We start from the raw sequence: 16,967 nt of genomic DNA, 5'->3' as shown, positions 1-16,967 counted from the left end.
GGCCGCGAATCCCGGCTCGCTCGCGCCTCCGCATACGGTAGGGTTGACCTGCGAGATCACGCGGTTCGCCGCGGGAGCCGCATCGGGACGTGGCGCAGCTTGGTAGCGCACTTGACTGGGGGTCAAGGGGTCGCAGGTTCAAATCCTGTCGTCCCGACGATGCGAGGTCAGGGGCCCGCCGGACATCCGGCGGGCCCCTGACGCATGCACGGGGAATCCGGCGGCGGGTGACGGGTGTCGCGCAGGACGTGACGACGCGACCGGGACCTCGCCCCCCTTTCCGGTGAAGCCCTCTCACAGCGTGACCACCCCGGGACCGGCTGACGCGCGCCGTCCCGGCAGGATCACGCGGAGCCCTGCGCCGGACCAAGGTCGTCTTCTAGGGTCGTGCGTATGACGACCGACACGGGGACCACCACCGGCCTGCTCTTCGAGGCCCTGCGCGAGGGCGCGCTCACCAGTGCGGAACAGCTGCGCGAGCTGTACCCGCAGCCCAACGAGAACGCGGTCCGCAAGGAGATCGACCGTCTCACCGACGAGACACGGGCGTTGATCGCCTGTGCCTCGCTGGTCTTCGTCGGCAGCGCGGACGCCGAGGGCCGGGCGGACGTGACCCCGCGCGGCGGCCCGCCCGGGTTCGTCTCCGTGCTGGACGACCGGACGCTGGCGATTCCCGACGCGACGGGCAACAAGCGGCTCGACACCCTGCAGAACGTGGTGCAGACCGGGCAGATCGGCCTGCTCTTCGTCGTCCCCGGCCGTACGACCACGCTCCGCGTCAACGGGCGTGCCTTCGTCTCGGCCCGTCCCGAACTGCTCAACCAGCTCACCGCCGTGGGCAAGCCGCCCGTCTCCGCGATCGTGGTGCGGATCGAACAGGCCTACCCGCACTGCCCGAAGTCGCTGATGCGCGGCAACGCGTGGAAGCCGGAGAACTGGGTGCCCGCCGACGCCCAGCCGAGCAGCGCCCAGGTGACGCTGGCGCAGCTGAACCTGCCGGGTCTGACGGTCGAGCAGATCGAGGAGGTGGAGCGGGAGTCGCTGCGCACGCGCTACGAGTGAGCACGGGGCCGCCCGGCTTGCCCCGGGGTCAGGAGGGACGTTCCAGCAGGGGATCGGTGACCGCCCAGATCGCCACGGGGGTACGCGCGGCCGCTGCCGCTGCCGTTCCCGCCGGCCGTCGCGCCCGCGCGCCCACCCGGCGCTCCCCGCCGGCGCCCCGTGGAGGACCGAGAAACCCCAGCCGGCCCGTACGGACCCGCCCTCACGCCGCTCCGAACGCCGTGAAGGCCCACCCCGTCGCCCGGTGCAGGGCGTCGTCCGGCATCGCCGCCCGCGCGTCGCGGAGAGCCTCCGGGAGGGGAAGACCCGAGGCCAGGCCTTCGTGCAGGGCGAGCATCAGGGGGACGACCGCCGCGTCGTTGACCGGCGCGCTGCACGCCACCACGCCCGCCGTGCCCAACGGCAGCAACGCCGTGACCAGACCGAGGAGTTCGTCCGCGCCGACCGTGGCGAAGCGGGCCGTGTCGCAGCAGGACAGGATGATGCGGTACGGGCTGCGGCCGAGCCGTTCGAAGTCGTGCACGATCAGCGGGCCGTCCGCCATCCGCAGCGAGGAGAACATCGGACCGTCCGTGCGGAACGTGCCGTGCGCCGCGATGTGCGCGAGCCCCGCCCCGTCCAGCTCCGCGAGCACCCGCGGCACCGACGCGTCGCGGTGCTCCAGCACCGTCGCCCCGTCGTACCGGTCGGCCAGCCGGGTCACCTCCGCGCCGCCCGTGGCCAGACCGGGCCCGCGCACCAGCACCTTGCGTCCGCCCCACGGCGGCCGCGTCTCCCGCGCGCGCAGCCAACTGCCCGCCGACGGCGACACGCTGACGACCCGTTCCCGCAACGACGGCAGCAGCGCCCACGGCACCCGGTGCAGCCGCCCCGGCGGCACGATCACCACCGGCCCGTCGCCCAGGTGCGCCGCGGCGGGCCCCAGCAGCAGCTCCTCGAGACGGCGGCCCGCCGCCTCCACCACCGGCAGCCGCGCCTCTGCCCCCGGATGGGCCAGCCGTCGCAGCCCCGCCTGGACATGCTCGGCCTCCGTCTCGGCCGCCGCCAGCCACCCCGCCTCGAACCTGCGCACCCGGCCCTGCCCGCACAGCAGCACCTGCACCCGCCCGTCGACCACCGCCAGCTCCACCAGACGTACACCGTCGCCCAGTTCCTCCAGCAGCCGGCCCGCGTCGAAGCGGGTGTCGTCCCCGTGCGCCTCACCCCGCATGTGCAGGGTGCGGGAACGGATCGCCTGCTCCAGACGGCGCTGCTCCCGCTCCAGCGCCGGCACCGGCCTGCCCTCCATCCGGGTCTCCTCGGCGCGTGCCGCGATCTCCCGGTACGCGGTCATGTGGCTCAGCAGCTCCGGGTCGGCGGGCGGTCGCGTCGGCGGCGCGGACAGCGCGGTGGCCCGCCAGCGTTCGCTCCACACCAGCAGCCGCCGCGGCCCGCCCGACCGCAGGGCGGCCTGCTGCGCCAGCGCCGCCAGCTCCGCGCCCTGTGCCGTGGCGCGCGCCCGCAGCTCCGACGCGCCCAGCGTCATCCGGTGGTCGTCCAGCACGCCCAGCCCGCGCCGGCACGCCTCCAGCACGCCCCGCGTGGAACCGGCCGCCCGCGCGCGCAGGGCCTGCGCCGCCCAGCCCGTCATGCGCGCGAGCGGAGGCCCGTTGTGCCGGCTGCGCGCGGCCACCGCCAGATGCCGCTCGGCGTCCGCGGTCCTGCCCAGGTCCAGCGCGATCCGCCCGGCCAGCAGGAACGCCTCGGGGGCGGCCGGCGCGCCGAGCTCCGCCAGCCGCTCCGCCACCGCCGCCGCGTCCCGGACCAGCCGGCCCGACCTCTTCCCCGCCGCGTGCCGGGCCCCGATCAGCACCAGCCGGGCGTGCGCCTCCCACCAGGTGCGCCGCTGCCCCGCGAAGAGCCGCACGGCCAGCCCCGCCCGCGCCGTCGCCGTCGCCGGGTCGTCCGCCTGCCGCGCGGCCCGCGCCGCTGCCAGCAGCAGCTCCGCCTTCCGCGTCGACTGGCCGCCGATGGAGTCCAGTTCGGCGATCGCCGTGTCCGCCTCGGCCAGCGCCTCCGCCGCGAGACCCGCGGCCATCAGCACCTCGCAGCGCCGGATGCTCAGCATGAACGTCGGCGTGCCCAGCTTCGCGTACCGCTCCTCCGCCTCGTCCAGCAGCCGCAGCGCCGCCGGGACGTCACCGGAGCGGTAGGCGGCCAGACCGCGGCTCTCCACCGCGTCGGCCTTGTCGTGCTCCTGGTCCGTGACCGCCCACAGATCCTCCGCCGACGCGAAGTCCGCCTCCGCCCGCTCCACCGCGCCCAGCGCCAGATGCACCGTCGCCCGCAGCGTCAGCGCCCGGGCCGTCCAGATCACGTCCCCCGCCTGCCGCAGCACCGGCACGGCCCGCCGTACGTCCTCCAGCGCCTCCTTGTGATGGCCCAGCACCCACCACGAGTACGCCCGCCGGAACAGCACCCGGGCCCGGGTGTGGCCGGTGCCGCGCCGTACGCCCCGCCCCAGGGCGTCCAGGCCCTGCCGCGTGCGCCCCGAATGCACCAACGCGACCCCGAGGGTGGCGAGGACGTCCGCCTCCCGGTCCGCCGAACCCGCCCGCGCCGCCCAGTCACGCGCCCTGCGCAGATGACGCAGGGCGAGCCGCATGTCCCCGAAGTCCCGCTGCCAGATGCCGATCACCTGATGCGCCACCGAGGCGTGCAGGGGCTCGGGGCGGTGCCTCAGCACGGACTCCGCCTTCGTCAACGCCTCGTTCGGGGCGGCGAACACCAGCGGAAGGAGGTCCTGCACCGCGTCGCTTCCCGCTGTCACCTCCACGATGGTAGTGGTCCGCAACCACACCTCACAGGGACGGCGTTGTATCAAAGGAGCACCCGGAAGCTCTCCATCACGACAGCTCCGCGGCTCCGGCCCCGTCGCCCCAGTGGAGGACCACGCCATGCCACCCCAGCGCTTCCGTGAGCAGTTCCGGCAGATCCAGCGCTCCATGCCCGACGTGCCGCTGGCCATGGGACCCGACGACGCGGGGGAGTTCCTCTACGAGAAGGGCGTCGTCCTCGCCCGCGAGGGGGAGGAGGCGCAGGTCGTCGAGGACACCGTGCGCGGTCACTTCCGCACCTTCGCCGCCGGAGCCCCGGAGGGCGTGCGCCGCCTCGGCCCCGCCGGCAACCGCTCCGGCGTCGTGCGCATCCGGGTGTCCGATCCCGGCGAGGGCGACGCCGGCGGCGACCCGGCCGTCGCCGGGGCGCTGCGCTCACTCGCCGCGGTGGAGGGGCGCGCCGGACGTCGCATGGTCAGCCGCAACCATGTGGTTCACATCGCCGTCAACGCCTGCCCCGGCGACGAGCCGGTGCCCGTGGCACGCGACGCCCGGCCCAACCCGGCCGTCGCCGAGACCGACGGCGAACCCGGCGAGGACGCCGCCCGGGTCCTGGTCGTCGACACCGGCCTGATGCGGGACTACCGCTCCTACGCGCCGCTCGCCCGCACCCACGGGGACGCGCAGGTCGCCGAGTGCGACGACGACGGGATCCTCCAGCAGTACTGCGGACACGGCACGTTCATCGCCGGACTGGTCGCCGCCGTCGCCCCGCACACCGACATCACCGTCAGCGGCGCCCTCAACGACGCGGGGGCGGTGCTGGAGCACGAGTTCGGCGAAAAGCTCTTCGACGCCGTCGACGCGGGCGGCTGGCCGGACGTCCTCAGCCTCTCCGCCGGCACGTCCAACGGCCGCACCGACGGGCTCCTCGGCGTCGACGCCTTCATGCGCGAACTGCGCGAGCAGCGCACGCTCCTGGTCGCGTGCGCGGGCAACAACGGCAGCGCCACGCCGTTCTGGCCCGCCGCCTACGCCGACCTGCCCGGCTACGAGGACGCCGTGCTGTCGGTCGGCGCGCTGCGCGCGGACGGCGAGTCCGTCGCCTGCTTCTCCAACCACGGCGGCTGGGTGAAGGCGTACGCGCCCGGCGAGCGGCTCACCAGCGCCCTCACGGGCTTCGAGACGCCCGTCCCGTACGTGTACCAGCACTCCACCTACGACACCTGCCGCTACGGCTTCAGCTACGCCTGCACCTGCCACCACCCGCGTCACACCGGCGTGCTGAGCGAGGACGGCGGGTCCGCCAAGCCGGACCAGGTGATGTTCGAGGGGCTCGCCCAGTGGAGCGGCACCTCGTTCGCGGCCCCCGTCGCGGTCGGCATGGTCGCCTCCTTCATGGCGGCGCGCGGGGAGCGCGACCCGCGCGCGGCCCGACGGCAGCTGATCGACGCCGTCGACGAGTTCGTGGACGTACGCGGGGCCCACAAGCCCGCGCTGCTGCCCCCCACCTGGCGTCCCGTGCGCGTCCCCGCGCCCACCGCGCGGCCATGACGACCGGAACCATCCCCTCCACGGCGTACCATGACGTGCCGTACACGAGGGGTGGCACCGTGGAGCGTTCGGAAGTCGGCGCGTTGGTCCGGTCCGCTGTCGACGGAGACGCGGCGGCCTGGAAGGCGATCGTGGAGGGCCTGGGCCCGCTCGTCTGGTCCGTGGTGCGCGCGCACCGGCTGTCCGACGCCGACGCCCACGAGGTGTACCAGACCGTCTGGTTCCGCTTCACCCAGCACCTGGACCGCATCCGGGAGCCGGAGAAGGCGGGCTCCTGGCTGGCCAGCACCGCGCGCCACGAGTGCCTGAAGGTGCATCGCCAGGCGCGGCGGCTGGTCCTGACGGACGACCCGCAGATGCTCGACACGGTCAGCGAGGACGGAGGGCCCGAACAGACGCTGCTGGAGACGGAGGACGCCGCCGCGCAGGGGGAGCGGGTGCGGCGGCTGTGGCAGGCGTTCGAGGAACTGGGCGAGCGGTGCCGGCAGTTGCTGCGCGTACTGATCGCGTCCCCGCCGCCCAGTTATCAGGAGGTGTCCGCCGCGCTCGACATCGCGGTGGGCAGCATCGGGCCGATGCGCCAGCGCTGTCTGCGCCGGTTGCGGGCCCGGCTGGAGGCACGGGGGACGGTATGAGTGACGACATCAGCGGCGGCACGGGCTTCGACGACGGTCCCGGCGTCGAGGAGGAACTGCTGGAGGAGGAGCTGCGGCAGGCCGCATCCCTCCTGGACCCGGTGCCCCCGGCACTGCTCCAGACCGCCGTCGACGCGTTCGCACTGCGCGACCTGGAGGCGCGGGTCGCCGCACTGACCTTCGACTCGCTCGTCGACGCGATTCCCGTGCGGGGCGCGGCGGCGGCCCCGCGCATGCTGACGTTCGGCGCGGGCGGGACGACGCTGGACGTCGAGCTCACGGACGAGGGCCTGATCGGCCAGGTCCTCCCCCCGTCCCCCGCCCGCATCGAGATCCTCACGGGCCCCCACCCGGCCACGACGACCACGGCCGACGACATGGGCCGTTTCACGGCGGCGGTGACTCCGTCGGGCCCCTTCGCCCTGCGCCTGCACACGACGGACGAGGTCGTGATGACGGAGTGGCTCCGCGCCTGACGCACTCGCCCGTGCGGGGGCTTCACACCGGGCGCCCGCGCCGACGGGAACGGGTCGACCCGGCCGGCTTCCGCCGGGCCGTCCTCTCGGAGGCACGCCGCAGTCCAGGCCCCCGGGCCGCGCAGGGCCTCACCGCCATGCGGCCCGCAGTCGTCTCACACCGCGTCGATCAGCGACGCCAGCGCCGACGCCAGACGCGTCACGCCGTCGTGGGCCGGACCGCCCGGTTCCGTCATGTACGTGTCGCGGCGGATCTCCACCATCAGGGCCGTCACCTCCGCCCGCTCGCCGTAGTACCTCAGCGGGACGTACGTGCCCGCGAACGGGCTGTCCAGGCCCGTCCCGCCGCACCGGGCGAACGCCTTCCGCGCCGCGTCGAGGAGGGCGGACGGGGTGTGGAAGGGGTCCGTGCCGAGGCACACCGGGGGGCGGGGGCCGTCGGCGTGGAGTTCGTAGGGGAGCGGCGAGGCCGGGTACGAGTGCACGTCGACGATCACGCAGCGTCCCGTCGCCGCGAGCCGGTCCGTCACCGCCTCCGTCATCGCCGACGCGTAGGGGTGGAAGTACCGCTCGATCAGAGGGCCGGCGTCGAAGCCGTCGGGGCGGAGCACGTCCTTGTGCGTGGTCCGCGTGTAGACCGCGCCCATGCCGACGGCGAGCATCTCCTCCCGCTCGTCCGGGAACCGCTCGGGATCCACGACGAGCCGCGACAGCCGGTTCACGAACCGCCACGGCGTGGCCCCGGCCGCCCGGGCCGCCTCCTCGGCGATCACCGCGGTGTGCGCGTCGGTGATGTGGTCCAGCTCGCGCTGCAGCGCGGCGTCGTCCAGGACGATCCCGGACCGCACGTCGTCCGGGATCTCCCGCGCCGAGTGCGGCACATGGAGGATCACGGGGGAGGCGGGGTCGCCGGGGAGGAGGTCGAACGAGGGCGGCACGACGGTCATGCGCTGCTCCAAAGGTGCTGTCGGTGAAGTACGACGATCAAGGTGCCACACCCCACTGACAACGGCCCCGGACGCCCCCGTCAGGCTCCCGGACACGGCTCCGCCCCGGCCGGGCAGGTTGCCGGCCGGGGCGGAGCTCACGGTCGTCCGGTTCAGCTCAGGGACGCCAGTGCCTCGTTCCACGTGGTGGACGGGCGCATGACCGCGGAGGCCTTCGCCGGGTCGGGCTGGTAGTAGCCGCCGATGTCGGCCGGCTTGCCCTGGGCGGCGATCAGCTCCTCGACGATCTTCGCCTCGTTGGCCGCGAGGGTCTCGGCGAGCGGCGCGAACGCCTTCGCGAGGCCTGCGTCCTCGGTCTGCGCGGCCAGCTCCTGCGCCCAGTACAGGGACAGGTAGAAGTGGCTGCCGCGGTTGTCGATGCCGCCGACGCGACGGGTCGGGGACTTGTCCTCGTTGAGGAAGGTCGCCGTGGCGCGGTCGAGGGTGTCGGCGAGCACCTTGGCGTGCGCGTTGCCCGTGGTGGCGGCGTACTGCTCGAACGACGGCACCAGCGCGAAGAACTCACCGAGGGAGTCCCAGCGCAGGTAGTTCTCCTTGACGAGCTGCTGCACGTGCTTCGGCGCCGAGCCGCCCGCGCCCGTCTCGAAGAGGCCGCCGCCCGCCATCAGCGGGACGACCGACAGCATCTTGGCGCTGGTGCCCAGCTCCAGGATCGGGAACAGGTCGGTCAGGTAGTCGCGCAGCACGTTGCCGGTGACCGAGATGGTGTTCTCGCCGCGGCGGATGCGCTCCACCGACAGCTTGGTCGCCTCCACCGGGTTGAGGATCCGGATGTCCAGGCCCTCGGTGTCGTGCTCCGGCAGGTACTGCTTGACCTTGGCGATCAGGTTGGCGTCGTGCGCGCGGGTCTCGTCCAGCCAGAAGACGGCAGGGTCGCCGGTCGCGCGGGCCCGGGTGACGGCCAGCTTCACCCAGTCGCGGATCGGGGCGTCCTTGGTCTGGCAGGCGCGGAAGATGTCACCGGCGGACACGGCCTGCTCGATGACGACGTCGCCGTTCCGGTCGACGAGGCGGACGGTGCCGGTGACGGGGATCTCGAAGGTCTTGTCGTGGCTGCCGTACTCCTCGGCCTTCTGCGCCATCAGACCGACGTTCGGGACCGAGCCCATGGTGGACGGGTCGTAGGCGCCGTTGGCGCGGCAGTCCTCGATCACGGCCTGGTAGACGCCCGCGTAGGAGGAGTCCGGGAGCACCGCGAGGGTGTCGGCCTCCTGGCCGTCGGGGCCCCACATGTGACCGGAGGTGCGGATCATGGCCGGCATGGAGGCGTCCACGATGACGTCCGACGGGACGTGCAGGTTGGTGATGCCCTTGTCGGAGTCGACCATCGCCAGGTCCGGGCCCTCGGCGAGCTCGGCGTCGAAGGACGCCTTGATCTCCGCGCCCTCGGGCAGGCTCTCCAGGCCCTTGTAGATGCCGCCCAGACCGTCGTTCGGGGTCAGACCGGCGGCGGCCAGCTTGTCGCCGTACTTCGCGAACGTCTTCGGGAAGAAGGCGCGCACCACGTGGCCGAAGATGATCGGGTCGGAGACCTTCATCATCGTGGCCTTCAGGTGCACGGAGAACAGCACGCCCTCCTGCTTGGCGCGGGCGACCTGCTGGGTCAGGAACTCGCGCAGCGCGGCGACGCGCATCACGGAGGCGTCCACGACCTCGCCCTTGAGCACCGGCACCGACTCGCGCAGCACGGTGGTGGAGCCGTCGTCGCCCTTGAGCTCGATGCGCAGCGCGCCGTCCTCGGCGATCACGACGGACTTCTCGGTGGAGCGGAAGTCGTCCTGGCCCATGGTGGCGACGTTCGTCCTGGACTCGGGGGTCCAGGCGCCCATGCGGTGCGGGTGGGCCTTGGCGTAGTTCTTCACCGAGGCGGGGGCGCGGCGGTCGGAGTTGCCCTCACGCAGGACCGGGTTCACGGCCGAGCCCTTGACCTTGTCGTAGCGGGCCTGGATCTCCCGCTCCTCGTCGGTCTTCGGGTCGTCCGGGTAGTCCGGCAGCGCGTAGCCCTTGCCCTGCAGCTCGGCGATCGCGGCCTTGAGCTGCGGGATCGACGCCGAGATGTTCGGCAGCTTGACGATGTTGGCCGAGGGCGTCTTCGCCAGCTCACCGAGCTCGGCGAGGGCGTCCGGGATGCGCTGGTCCTCGGTGAGGTACTCCGGGAACACGGCGATGATGCGCCCGGCGAGCGAGATGTCCCGCGTCTCCACGGCGACACCCGCCTGCGAGGCATACGCCTGGACCACCGGCAGGAAGGAATACGTCGCCAGGGCCGGGGCCTCGTCAGTGTGCGTATAGATGATGGTCGAGTCAGTCACCGGGTGCTCCGCTCCACGTCTGCAACATTGCTCGACATCAAGATATCTTGTGGCGGCCCCATGCTCGACAGGGGTCCACGCCCGGGCCCGGCAGGAGCGCCCCACAGGGGCGCGGGGAACTGCGCGAACGGGGCCCGGGGCGGAGCCCCGAAAACCCGCCGAAGGCGGGTGCGCCGGGCCGCTGCCACGGCCCGCCGCCGACCGTCAGACCGGCCGCCCGGTGGTCATGTCGTCCACCGCCGCCGCCCCGTCCCGCTGGGACGGAATCAGCACCGTCCCCTGCTGTAGGGCGACCGTCCGCGCCGGAGACGGGATCCGGATGCCCTCCTCGCGGTAGCGCCGGTGCAGCCGCTTGATGAACTCGTGCTTGATCCGGTACTGGTCGCTGAACTCCGCCACGCCCAGGATCACGGTGAACCCGATGCGCGAGTCGCCGAAGGTGTGGAACCGCACCGCCGGCTCGTGCTCCGGCACCGCCCCGGTGATCTCGGTCATCACCTCCGCTACGACCTCCTTCGTCACCCGCTCCACGTGCTCCAGGTCGCTGTCGTACGACACGCCGACCTGGACCAGGATGGTCAGCTGCTGCTGGGGCCGCATGAAGTTGGTCATGTTCGTCTTGGCGAGCTGGCCGTTGGGGATGACCACCAGGTTGTTGGACAGCTCACGGACGGTCGTCTGGCGCCAGTTGATGTCCTCGACGTAGCCCTCCTCGCCACTGCTCAGGCGGATGTAGTCGCCCGGCTGCACGGTCTTGGAGGCGAGGATGTGGATGCCCGCGAAGAGGTTCGCGAGCGTGTCCTGGAGCGCCAGCGCGACCGCCAGACCGCCCACGCCGAGGGCGGTCAGCAGCGGGGCGATGGAGATGCCCAGCGTCTGCAGCCCGATGAGGAAGCCGATCGCGAGGACCAGGATCCGGGTGATGTTCACGAAGATCGTCGCCGAGCCGGCCACGCCGGACCGGGACTGGGTGACCGAGCGCACCAGGTCCGCCACCACCCGGGCGCTCGCCACGGTCGCGACGAAAATCACCAGAAGGGTCAGCACCTGATTGGTCGTGTGCTGCACGGCCCGGGTCAGCGGCAGCGCCGCCGCCGCCGAGGCCGCCCCGCCCGCGACGGCCGCCCACGGAACCACCGTGCGCAGCGCCTCCACCATGATGTCGTCGCCGCGCCACGCGGTGCGCTCGGCGTGCCGCGCCAGCCAGCGCAGCAGCATGCGGAGCAGGAACGCCGCCAGCAGGCCGGCGGCGAGGGCGATTCCGGCGTGCACCAGGTCGTCCACGGTGAGGGAGCGGGTCACCGCCCACCTCCCGGGCACCCCTGGGCCGACGGCCGTCTCTCCTGGGCCGAGAGCCGTATGTGAAGTCGTGTCACGTGAAGTCACCTGCTCGAGGTATACGGGATCCACCGGTGCCGCACCCGCGTCGACCTGCGGGGGCACCGTCGCTCATCCTGCCGTATCCCGGGGGGCCGTTCGTACCACGCGGGACGCCGCGAGCGGTGACGCGCGCCATGCCGTACGCCCGACTCCCGCACGGACGGGGTGGTTTCACGTTCCGTCGAACGCCCCGTGCCGCCCCGCCCCGGACGCGAACCGGGCCGCTCCCTCCAGGCTCTCTGCCAACACGGCCGCGCCGTGCCGGAGTTCGGCCGCCAGCGCCTCCTCCTCGCCCAGCCCCTCCTGCTCCAGCACCGACGCGCGGTCGGACCGCAGGCACGCCTGCGGGAACCGGGCCAGGGAGGCGGCCAGTTCCTCCGCCTCCGCGCGGGCCCGCCCCACCGGCACCACCCGGTTGGCCAGTCCCATCGCGTACGCCTCGGCGGCCGGCACCGGGCGTCCGGTGAGGATCATGTCCATCGCCCTGCTCGTACCGATCAGCCGGGGCAGCCGTACCGTGCCGCCGTCGATCAGCGGCACGCCCCAGCGGCGGCAGAACACGCCGAACACGGCGTCCTCCTCGGCCACCCGAAGGTCGCACCAGAGCGCCAGTTCCAGACCGCCCGCCACGGCGTGCCCCGACACCGCCGCGATCACCGGCTTGGACAGCCGCAGCCGGGTCGGGCCCATCGGTCCGTCGCCGTCCTCGGCGACCCGGTTGGCGCGGTCCGTGCCCAGCGCCTTCAGGTCGGCGCCCGCGCAGAACGTGCCGCCCTCGCCCCACAGCACCGCCGCCCGCGCCTCGTCGTCGGCCTCGAAGGCGCGGAAGGCGTCGGCGAGTTCGGCGGCCGTCGGCCCGTCCACCGCGTTGCGCGCCCCGGGGCGGGAGAGCACCACCGTGGTGACGGCTCCCTGCCGTTCGATCCGTACCGGCATGACACGGTCCCTTCCGTGATGGGACCGGGACCCTACCCGCCGGACCGGCTGCCTCACCCCCTCACGCGCCGCCTCACCCGTCCCGCAGGTCAGATCACCTTCATCCGCACCAGTGCCGCCAGCGTCAGCGCGCCCGGCAGCAGCGGCAGCCACACCGTGAGCAGCCGGAACACCACCACGACCGCCGTGGCCGGCGCCGCCGCCCCGCCGGCCGCCACCAGTGCCACGACCAGCGCCGCCTCCACCGAGCCGATCCCGCCCGGCGTGGGCACCAGCGCCACCGCCACCGTCGCCGCCAGGTACGCCACCGCCAGGTGCGCGGACGGGACCGCGAGGCCGAACGCCCGCGCCACCAGCACGAGTACGCCCGCCTGGAGCGCCGGGAAGACCAGTGCCCCGCCCCACAGCGCCAGCGCCCGCGCGGGCCTGGCGTGCACCGACCGCGCCTCGCCCAGCGCCGTCCGCAGGAACCCGGCCACCACCGTCCGCACCCGCCGTACGGCGGCGAGCCCGCCCACCGCCGGCACCAGCACCGCACCCGCCACGAGCAACGCCCCGACCGGCGCCCCGTCCGGCAGCAGCGACCCGAACGGCAGCGCGTCGGGAAACGCCACCAGCAGCGCGGCAAGCAACCCCACCCGCCCGACGCTCTCCGCCAGCAGATACAGCGCCAGCGCGGCCGAGGACCGGGCCGTGCTCAGCCCGCACACCGTCATGAACCGCAGGTTGACCGCGCTCGCCCCGAGCCCCGTGGGCAGCAGATGGTTCGCCGCGCCCGCCGCGAACTGCGCGGCCACCAGCCGCCGGCCCGGCAGCCGTTCGAGCACGGCGCCCTGACGGGTGCACGCGGCGGCCGGCCAGGTCAGACACGTCAGACCGGCAGCGGCCAGCAGCCACGGCCACCGGGCGGTCGTCACCAGCCCCAGCCCCTCGGCCAGCACCTCCCGCTGCCGCACGGCGACCACGGCCACGAGCAGCAGCGGCAGCACGCACAGCACCCGGCGGATCGTCACCGTCATGTCCACGCAGGATGAACGACGCGCGCGAACGGAGAGTTGCGACGAGCCGGACACGGGGCGACGGCCGCGGCCCGCGGGCCGGGGCGGCGGAACGGGAGCGTCCTTGACCTCAATCATGGTTGAGGTCCTAGCGTCTCCGTCATGAGCATGGAGACCACCGCGTGGGCGCAACTGCGCAGCGTCATGACCGCCGAGACCGAGCGCCGGCCCGTCACCCGGGACACGCTGCGCCGCATCGGCGCCTTCGCCCGCCCGCACCGCCGCACGCTGATCCTTTCCCTGCTGCTCGGCACGGCGACCGCGGCGCTCGCCGTGGCCACTCCCGTGCTCGCCGGTCGGGTGGTGAACACGATCGTGTCCGGCGGCGACCCGGACGCGGTGGTGCGTCTCGCGCTGCTCATCGCGCTGATCGCGGTGGTGGAGGCGGCCCTCGGAGTGCTGGGCCGCCGGTTGTCGGCGGCGCTCGGCGAGGATCTCATCCTGGGGCTGCGGACGGCGGTCTTCGACCACGTGCAGCGGATGCCGGTCGCGTTCTTCACACGCACCCGTACGGGAGCGCTCGTCTCCCGTCTCAACAACGACGTCATCGGAGCCCAGCGGGCGTTCAGTTCCACCCTGTCGACCGTGGTCGCCAACGTCGTCACGCTGGTCCTGACCCTCGGCGTGATGCTCACCCTGTCCTGGCAGATCACCCTTCTGGCGCTGGTCCTGCTCCCCGTCTTCGGGATCCCGGCGCGGCGGATGGGCCGCCGGATGGCCGGCCTCCAGCGTGAGGCCGCCACGCTCAACGCGGCCATGGGGACGCGGATGACGGAGCGGTTCTCGGCGCCCGGCGCCACCCTGGTGAAGCTGTTCGGGCGGCCCGAGGAGGAGTCCGAGGAGTTCGCGGTACGGGCACGGCGGGTGCGGGACATCGGCGTACGGACCGCCACCGCACAGACGGTGTTCATCACCGCCCTCACCCTGGTCTCCGCCCTCGCCCTCGCGCTGGTCTACGGCCTCGGCGGCCGGCTCGCCCTCTCCGGCGCCCTCGACGCCGGCGCGGTGGTCGCGCTCGCCCTGCTCCTCACCCGCCTCTACGCGCCGCTCACCTCGCTGGCCGGGGCGCGGGTGGAGGTCATGAGCGCGCTGGTGAGCTTCGAGCGGGTCTTCGAGGTGCTGGACCTCGACCCGCTGATCCGGGAGAGGCCGGACGCCCGAGAGGTGCCCGAGGGGCCGGTCGCCGTGGAGTTCGACGACGTCCGCTTCGGCTATCCGTCCGCCGACAAGGTCTCCCTCGCCTCCCTGGAGGAGGTCGCCGCCCTCGACACGCGCGGCGGCGAGGAAGTGCTGCACGGCGTCTCCTTCCGCGCCGAACCCGGTCGGACCGTCGCCCTCGTCGGCTCCTCGGGCGCCGGCAAGTCGACGATCGCGTCCCTGCTGCCGCGGCTGTACGACGTGGACGCGGGGGCGGTCCGCGTGGGCGGGGTCGACGTACGGGACCTGAGCGCGTCGTCGCTGCGGGCCACGGTCGGGATGGTGACGCAGGACGGTCACCTCTTCCACGACACGGTCCGCGCGAATCTGCTGCTGGCGCGGCCGGACGCGGCCGAGGAGGAACTGTGGGACGCGCTGCGCCGGGCGCGCCTGGACGCGCTGGTGCGGGCGCTGCCCGACGGGCTCGACACGGTCGTGGGGGAGCGGGGGTACCGGCTCTCCGGCGGGGAGCGGCAGCGGATGACGATCGCACGGCTGCTGCTGGCCCGGCAGCGGGTCGTCGTCCTCGACGAGGCGACGGCCCACCTGGACAACACGTCCGAGGCGGCGGTGCAGGAGGCGTTGGGGGAGGCGCTGGAGGGAAGGACGGCGCTGGTGATCGCGCACCGGCTGTCTACCGTGCGGGCCGCCGACCTGATCCTCGTGGTCGAGGGTGGGCGTGTGGTGGAGCGGGGGACGCACGAGGAGCTGCTGGCGACCGGCGGGCGGTACGCGGAGCTGTACCGGACGCAGTTCGAGGAGGAGGACGCGCTGGCGCCGACCGGCCTGTGACGGGTACGCCCTGACTGCTCCCGCCGCGACGGAACGGGCCGCCGACCTCTCGGCGGCCCGTCACGCGGCCGGCGAAGCCGGCGGCTCCTCACGCGGCGGCGAGGTCAGCGGATCTCCGGCGGGAATCCCTGAGGGGCCGCGACCGGGGTGATCACGGAGGTGGCCCTGTCCATCTGCATGTAGCTCGCCGAGTACTCGACCCCCTCGGGCACGAGGTACTCGAGTTCGGCCGGATCGGCCGACATGCGCCCGTAGGTGCCGACGGTGAAGGCAACGCCGTACCAGACGGGCGAACTCGCGTTCGTCTGCGCGTGGTTCGCGCACGCCCACAGCATTCTCTTCAGCGGCTCCTCGAACCGGCGGTTGAAGTTCTGGTTCGTGCTGTCGGTCATGGGCGTCAGGTTCTCCGACACGCCGTGGCCGCCCAGGTTGTCGTTCCAGAGGTGCCCCTTGATCCAGCCGCCGCCGTCCCGCGCGTTCAGCTCGTTGACGAGCGTGCACTCGCCGGCGCCCGGGCGTGAACCCCCGTACGAGTTCGCCGGCGCGAGGACGCTCGGTCCCAGGGTCACCGTGACGCTGGTTCCGCCCATGCGCTTGAGGGGGCCGTTGTGCGCCGCAGGGCCGAAGCGGGCCTGCTCCCACACCGGGGGCTGCCGGTCCCAGGCCGGCAGCGGCAGGCTTCCCGTGGCGCCCCGTGTCGCCACGCGCTGGAGCGGAACATCCGTGTGCCGGCCTGTCCTCGTGTGCTCCTCCACCGGCGCCTCGGACCTCGCGGGCCCGTTCATCGCCCGGACGGCACTGGCCTCGGCCTCCCGCTCGAAGCGGTCGTCGGGGTCGGAGACCTTGAGGCCGTCGCCGTGGTCCGTGCCGGCGACCGGACCCCGGCGCTGCTGGATGACGTGGGTCAGCTCGTGGGCGAGGGTGTGCGGGTCACCGCCGCCCTGGCCGATCACGATGTGGTTGCCGCTGGTGTAGGCGCGGGCACCCACCTCGGCCGCGGAGGTGCGGGCGGCCGTGTCGTCGTGGATGCGGACGTCGGAGAAGTCCGCGCCGAGCCGGGCCTCCATGTCGGTGCGCGTGGGGGCGTCCAGGGGCCGTCCGGGCGCGCGCAGCACGTCGTGCACGGCGGAACGCTGCACCGTGGCTGCCGCCTCATTCCGCTCGTGGCCGCAGCCCGCGGTGTGCTGGTGCTGTTCCTGAGCCCAGGGGTGTCCTGCCTGCCGGAGCATCTGGACGACGGCGGCGTTGCCGGCGGCGGCCCGCAGCCCCTGCGGCGCGGGCCGCTGTGTGGGGCGCACGGCCCTGCGGCCGTTCCCGGTGTCCCGGCTGTTCTCCTGATCACGCAAGGGGGCCTCGCCTCCGGTGTGCTTCCTCGACCCCTCGTGCATACGCGGTACCGGGCCGCCGGCACCAGGTCCGCAGGGGCAAGGTCCCCCGCCCGACCGGGCAGGGCGGGGGGCCGGCGGGGTAGCACGGGGACGCTCTCCTCCGACGAACGCACGGGGCGCCCGCCGTGGCCGCCGACGGCCCGAACCGCGCCCGCGGCCTGGCGCACGCACCGCGCATCAGGGCAGGGGCTACCGTCACACGCCTGAGCCGCGTTCCCGCGCGCTGCTGGGACGATACGGGCCGGCTTTCCCCGGCAGGGACATCGCCGCCGGCCGGACCGCGCACCCGCCGCGGCCCGGACAGAGCGCGCGGGGTTCCTGGCAGGGACACCGCCGCGGCGCGAGCTGGCCCGA

Annotated in this window: 12 protein-coding genes and 1 tRNA gene; 6 read left to right on the top strand and 7 right to left on the bottom strand. The window is 73.7% G+C overall.

The features are described from left to right. The first annotated feature begins 83 nt into the window (after positions 1–83). Both ELQ39_RS04195 and ELQ39_RS04190 read left to right on the top strand, forming a co-directional pair. A tRNA-Pro gene (locus tag ELQ39_RS04195) sits at positions 84–157 on the top strand. A 236-nt stretch (positions 158–393) separates the two neighbouring features. Continuing rightward, positions 394–1,062: an MSMEG_1061 family FMN-dependent PPOX-type flavoprotein gene (locus ELQ39_RS04190; protein WP_242591047.1), complete on the top strand. Its 669-nt coding sequence runs from the start codon at positions 394–396 to the stop codon at positions 1,060–1,062. 202 nt (positions 1,063–1,264) lie between these two features. Here the strand turns inward: ELQ39_RS04190 and ELQ39_RS04185 are convergent, their stop codons facing one another. Next, positions 1,265–3,871, bottom strand: a complete 2,607-nt coding sequence (locus ELQ39_RS04185) for a CHAT domain-containing protein (RefSeq protein ID WP_242591046.1) — start codon at positions 3,869–3,871, stop codon at positions 1,265–1,267. A gap of 127 nt (positions 3,872–3,998) precedes the next feature. Here ELQ39_RS04185 and ELQ39_RS04180 point away from each other — a divergent pair, with 127 nt between their 5' ends. From ELQ39_RS04180 to ELQ39_RS04170, 3 genes are read left to right on the top strand one after another with little or no spacing between them, the layout of a single operon-like run. Beyond that, entirely contained in the window at positions 3,999–5,432 is a 1,434-nt protein-coding gene (locus ELQ39_RS04180) for a S8/S53 family peptidase (protein WP_242591045.1), read from the top strand. A gap of 59 nt (positions 5,433–5,491) precedes the next feature. Then, entirely contained in the window at positions 5,492–6,067 is a 576-nt protein-coding gene (locus ELQ39_RS04175) for an RNA polymerase sigma factor (protein WP_242591044.1), read from the top strand. Next, on the top strand, positions 6,064–6,543 hold the full coding sequence (locus ELQ39_RS04170; RefSeq protein ID WP_242591043.1) for a hypothetical protein: 480 nt from the start codon (positions 6,064–6,066) through the stop codon (positions 6,541–6,543). Before ELQ39_RS04175 ends, ELQ39_RS04170 begins: the two co-directional genes overlap by 4 nt. A gap of 155 nt (positions 6,544–6,698) precedes the next feature. Here ELQ39_RS04170 and ELQ39_RS04165 read toward each other — a convergent pair whose 3' ends face one another. The 5 genes from ELQ39_RS04165 to ELQ39_RS04140 form a co-directional block, all read right to left on the bottom strand. Further along, the gene (locus ELQ39_RS04165; RefSeq protein WP_225640008.1) at positions 6,699–7,490 is read right to left on the bottom strand and encodes an N-formylglutamate amidohydrolase; all 792 of its coding nucleotides are present in this window, start codon (positions 7,488–7,490) and stop codon (positions 6,699–6,701) included. A 152-nt stretch (positions 7,491–7,642) separates the two neighbouring features. Continuing rightward, a complete protein-coding gene (locus ELQ39_RS04160; protein ID WP_242591042.1) occupies positions 7,643–9,862 on the bottom strand; it encodes an NADP-dependent isocitrate dehydrogenase in 2,220 nt (739 codons plus the stop codon). A 204-nt stretch (positions 9,863–10,066) separates the two neighbouring features. Further along, a complete protein-coding gene (locus tag ELQ39_RS04150) occupies positions 10,067–11,164 on the bottom strand; it encodes a mechanosensitive ion channel family protein (RefSeq protein ID WP_242591041.1) in 1,098 nt (365 codons plus the stop codon). 249 nt (positions 11,165–11,413) lie between these two features. Continuing rightward, the gene (locus ELQ39_RS04145) at positions 11,414–12,178 is read right to left on the bottom strand and encodes a crotonase/enoyl-CoA hydratase family protein (RefSeq protein ID WP_242591040.1); all 765 of its coding nucleotides are present in this window, start codon (positions 12,176–12,178) and stop codon (positions 11,414–11,416) included. A gap of 89 nt (positions 12,179–12,267) precedes the next feature. Beyond that, positions 12,268–13,197 carry a lysylphosphatidylglycerol synthase transmembrane domain-containing protein gene (locus tag ELQ39_RS04140; RefSeq protein ID WP_242591039.1) on the bottom strand — a complete coding sequence of 310 codons (930 nt, stop codon included), beginning with the start codon at positions 13,195–13,197 and terminating at the stop codon, positions 12,268–12,270. Between the two features lie 147 nt (positions 13,198–13,344). Here ELQ39_RS04140 and ELQ39_RS04135 point away from each other — a divergent pair, with 147 nt between their 5' ends. Beyond that, positions 13,345–15,225 carry an ABC transporter ATP-binding protein gene (locus tag ELQ39_RS04135; protein ID WP_242595539.1) on the top strand — a complete coding sequence of 627 codons (1,881 nt, stop codon included), beginning with the start codon at positions 13,345–13,347 and terminating at the stop codon, positions 15,223–15,225. Between the two features lie 104 nt (positions 15,226–15,329). Here ELQ39_RS04135 and ELQ39_RS04130 read toward each other — a convergent pair whose 3' ends face one another. Further along, positions 15,330–16,571: an eCIS core domain-containing protein gene (locus ELQ39_RS04130; RefSeq protein WP_443334328.1), complete on the bottom strand. Its 1,242-nt coding sequence runs from the start codon at positions 16,569–16,571 to the stop codon at positions 15,330–15,332. Between the last annotated feature and the right edge of the window lie 396 nt (positions 16,572–16,967).

Source organism: Streptomyces sp. GB4-14 (genome assembly GCF_022696125.1).
Classification (GTDB): Bacteria; Actinomycetota; Actinomycetes; order Streptomycetales; family Streptomycetaceae; genus Streptomyces; species Streptomyces werraensis.
Note: the sequence above shows the minus strand (reverse complement) of the source record. Positions and strands in the feature narration are given on the sequence as shown.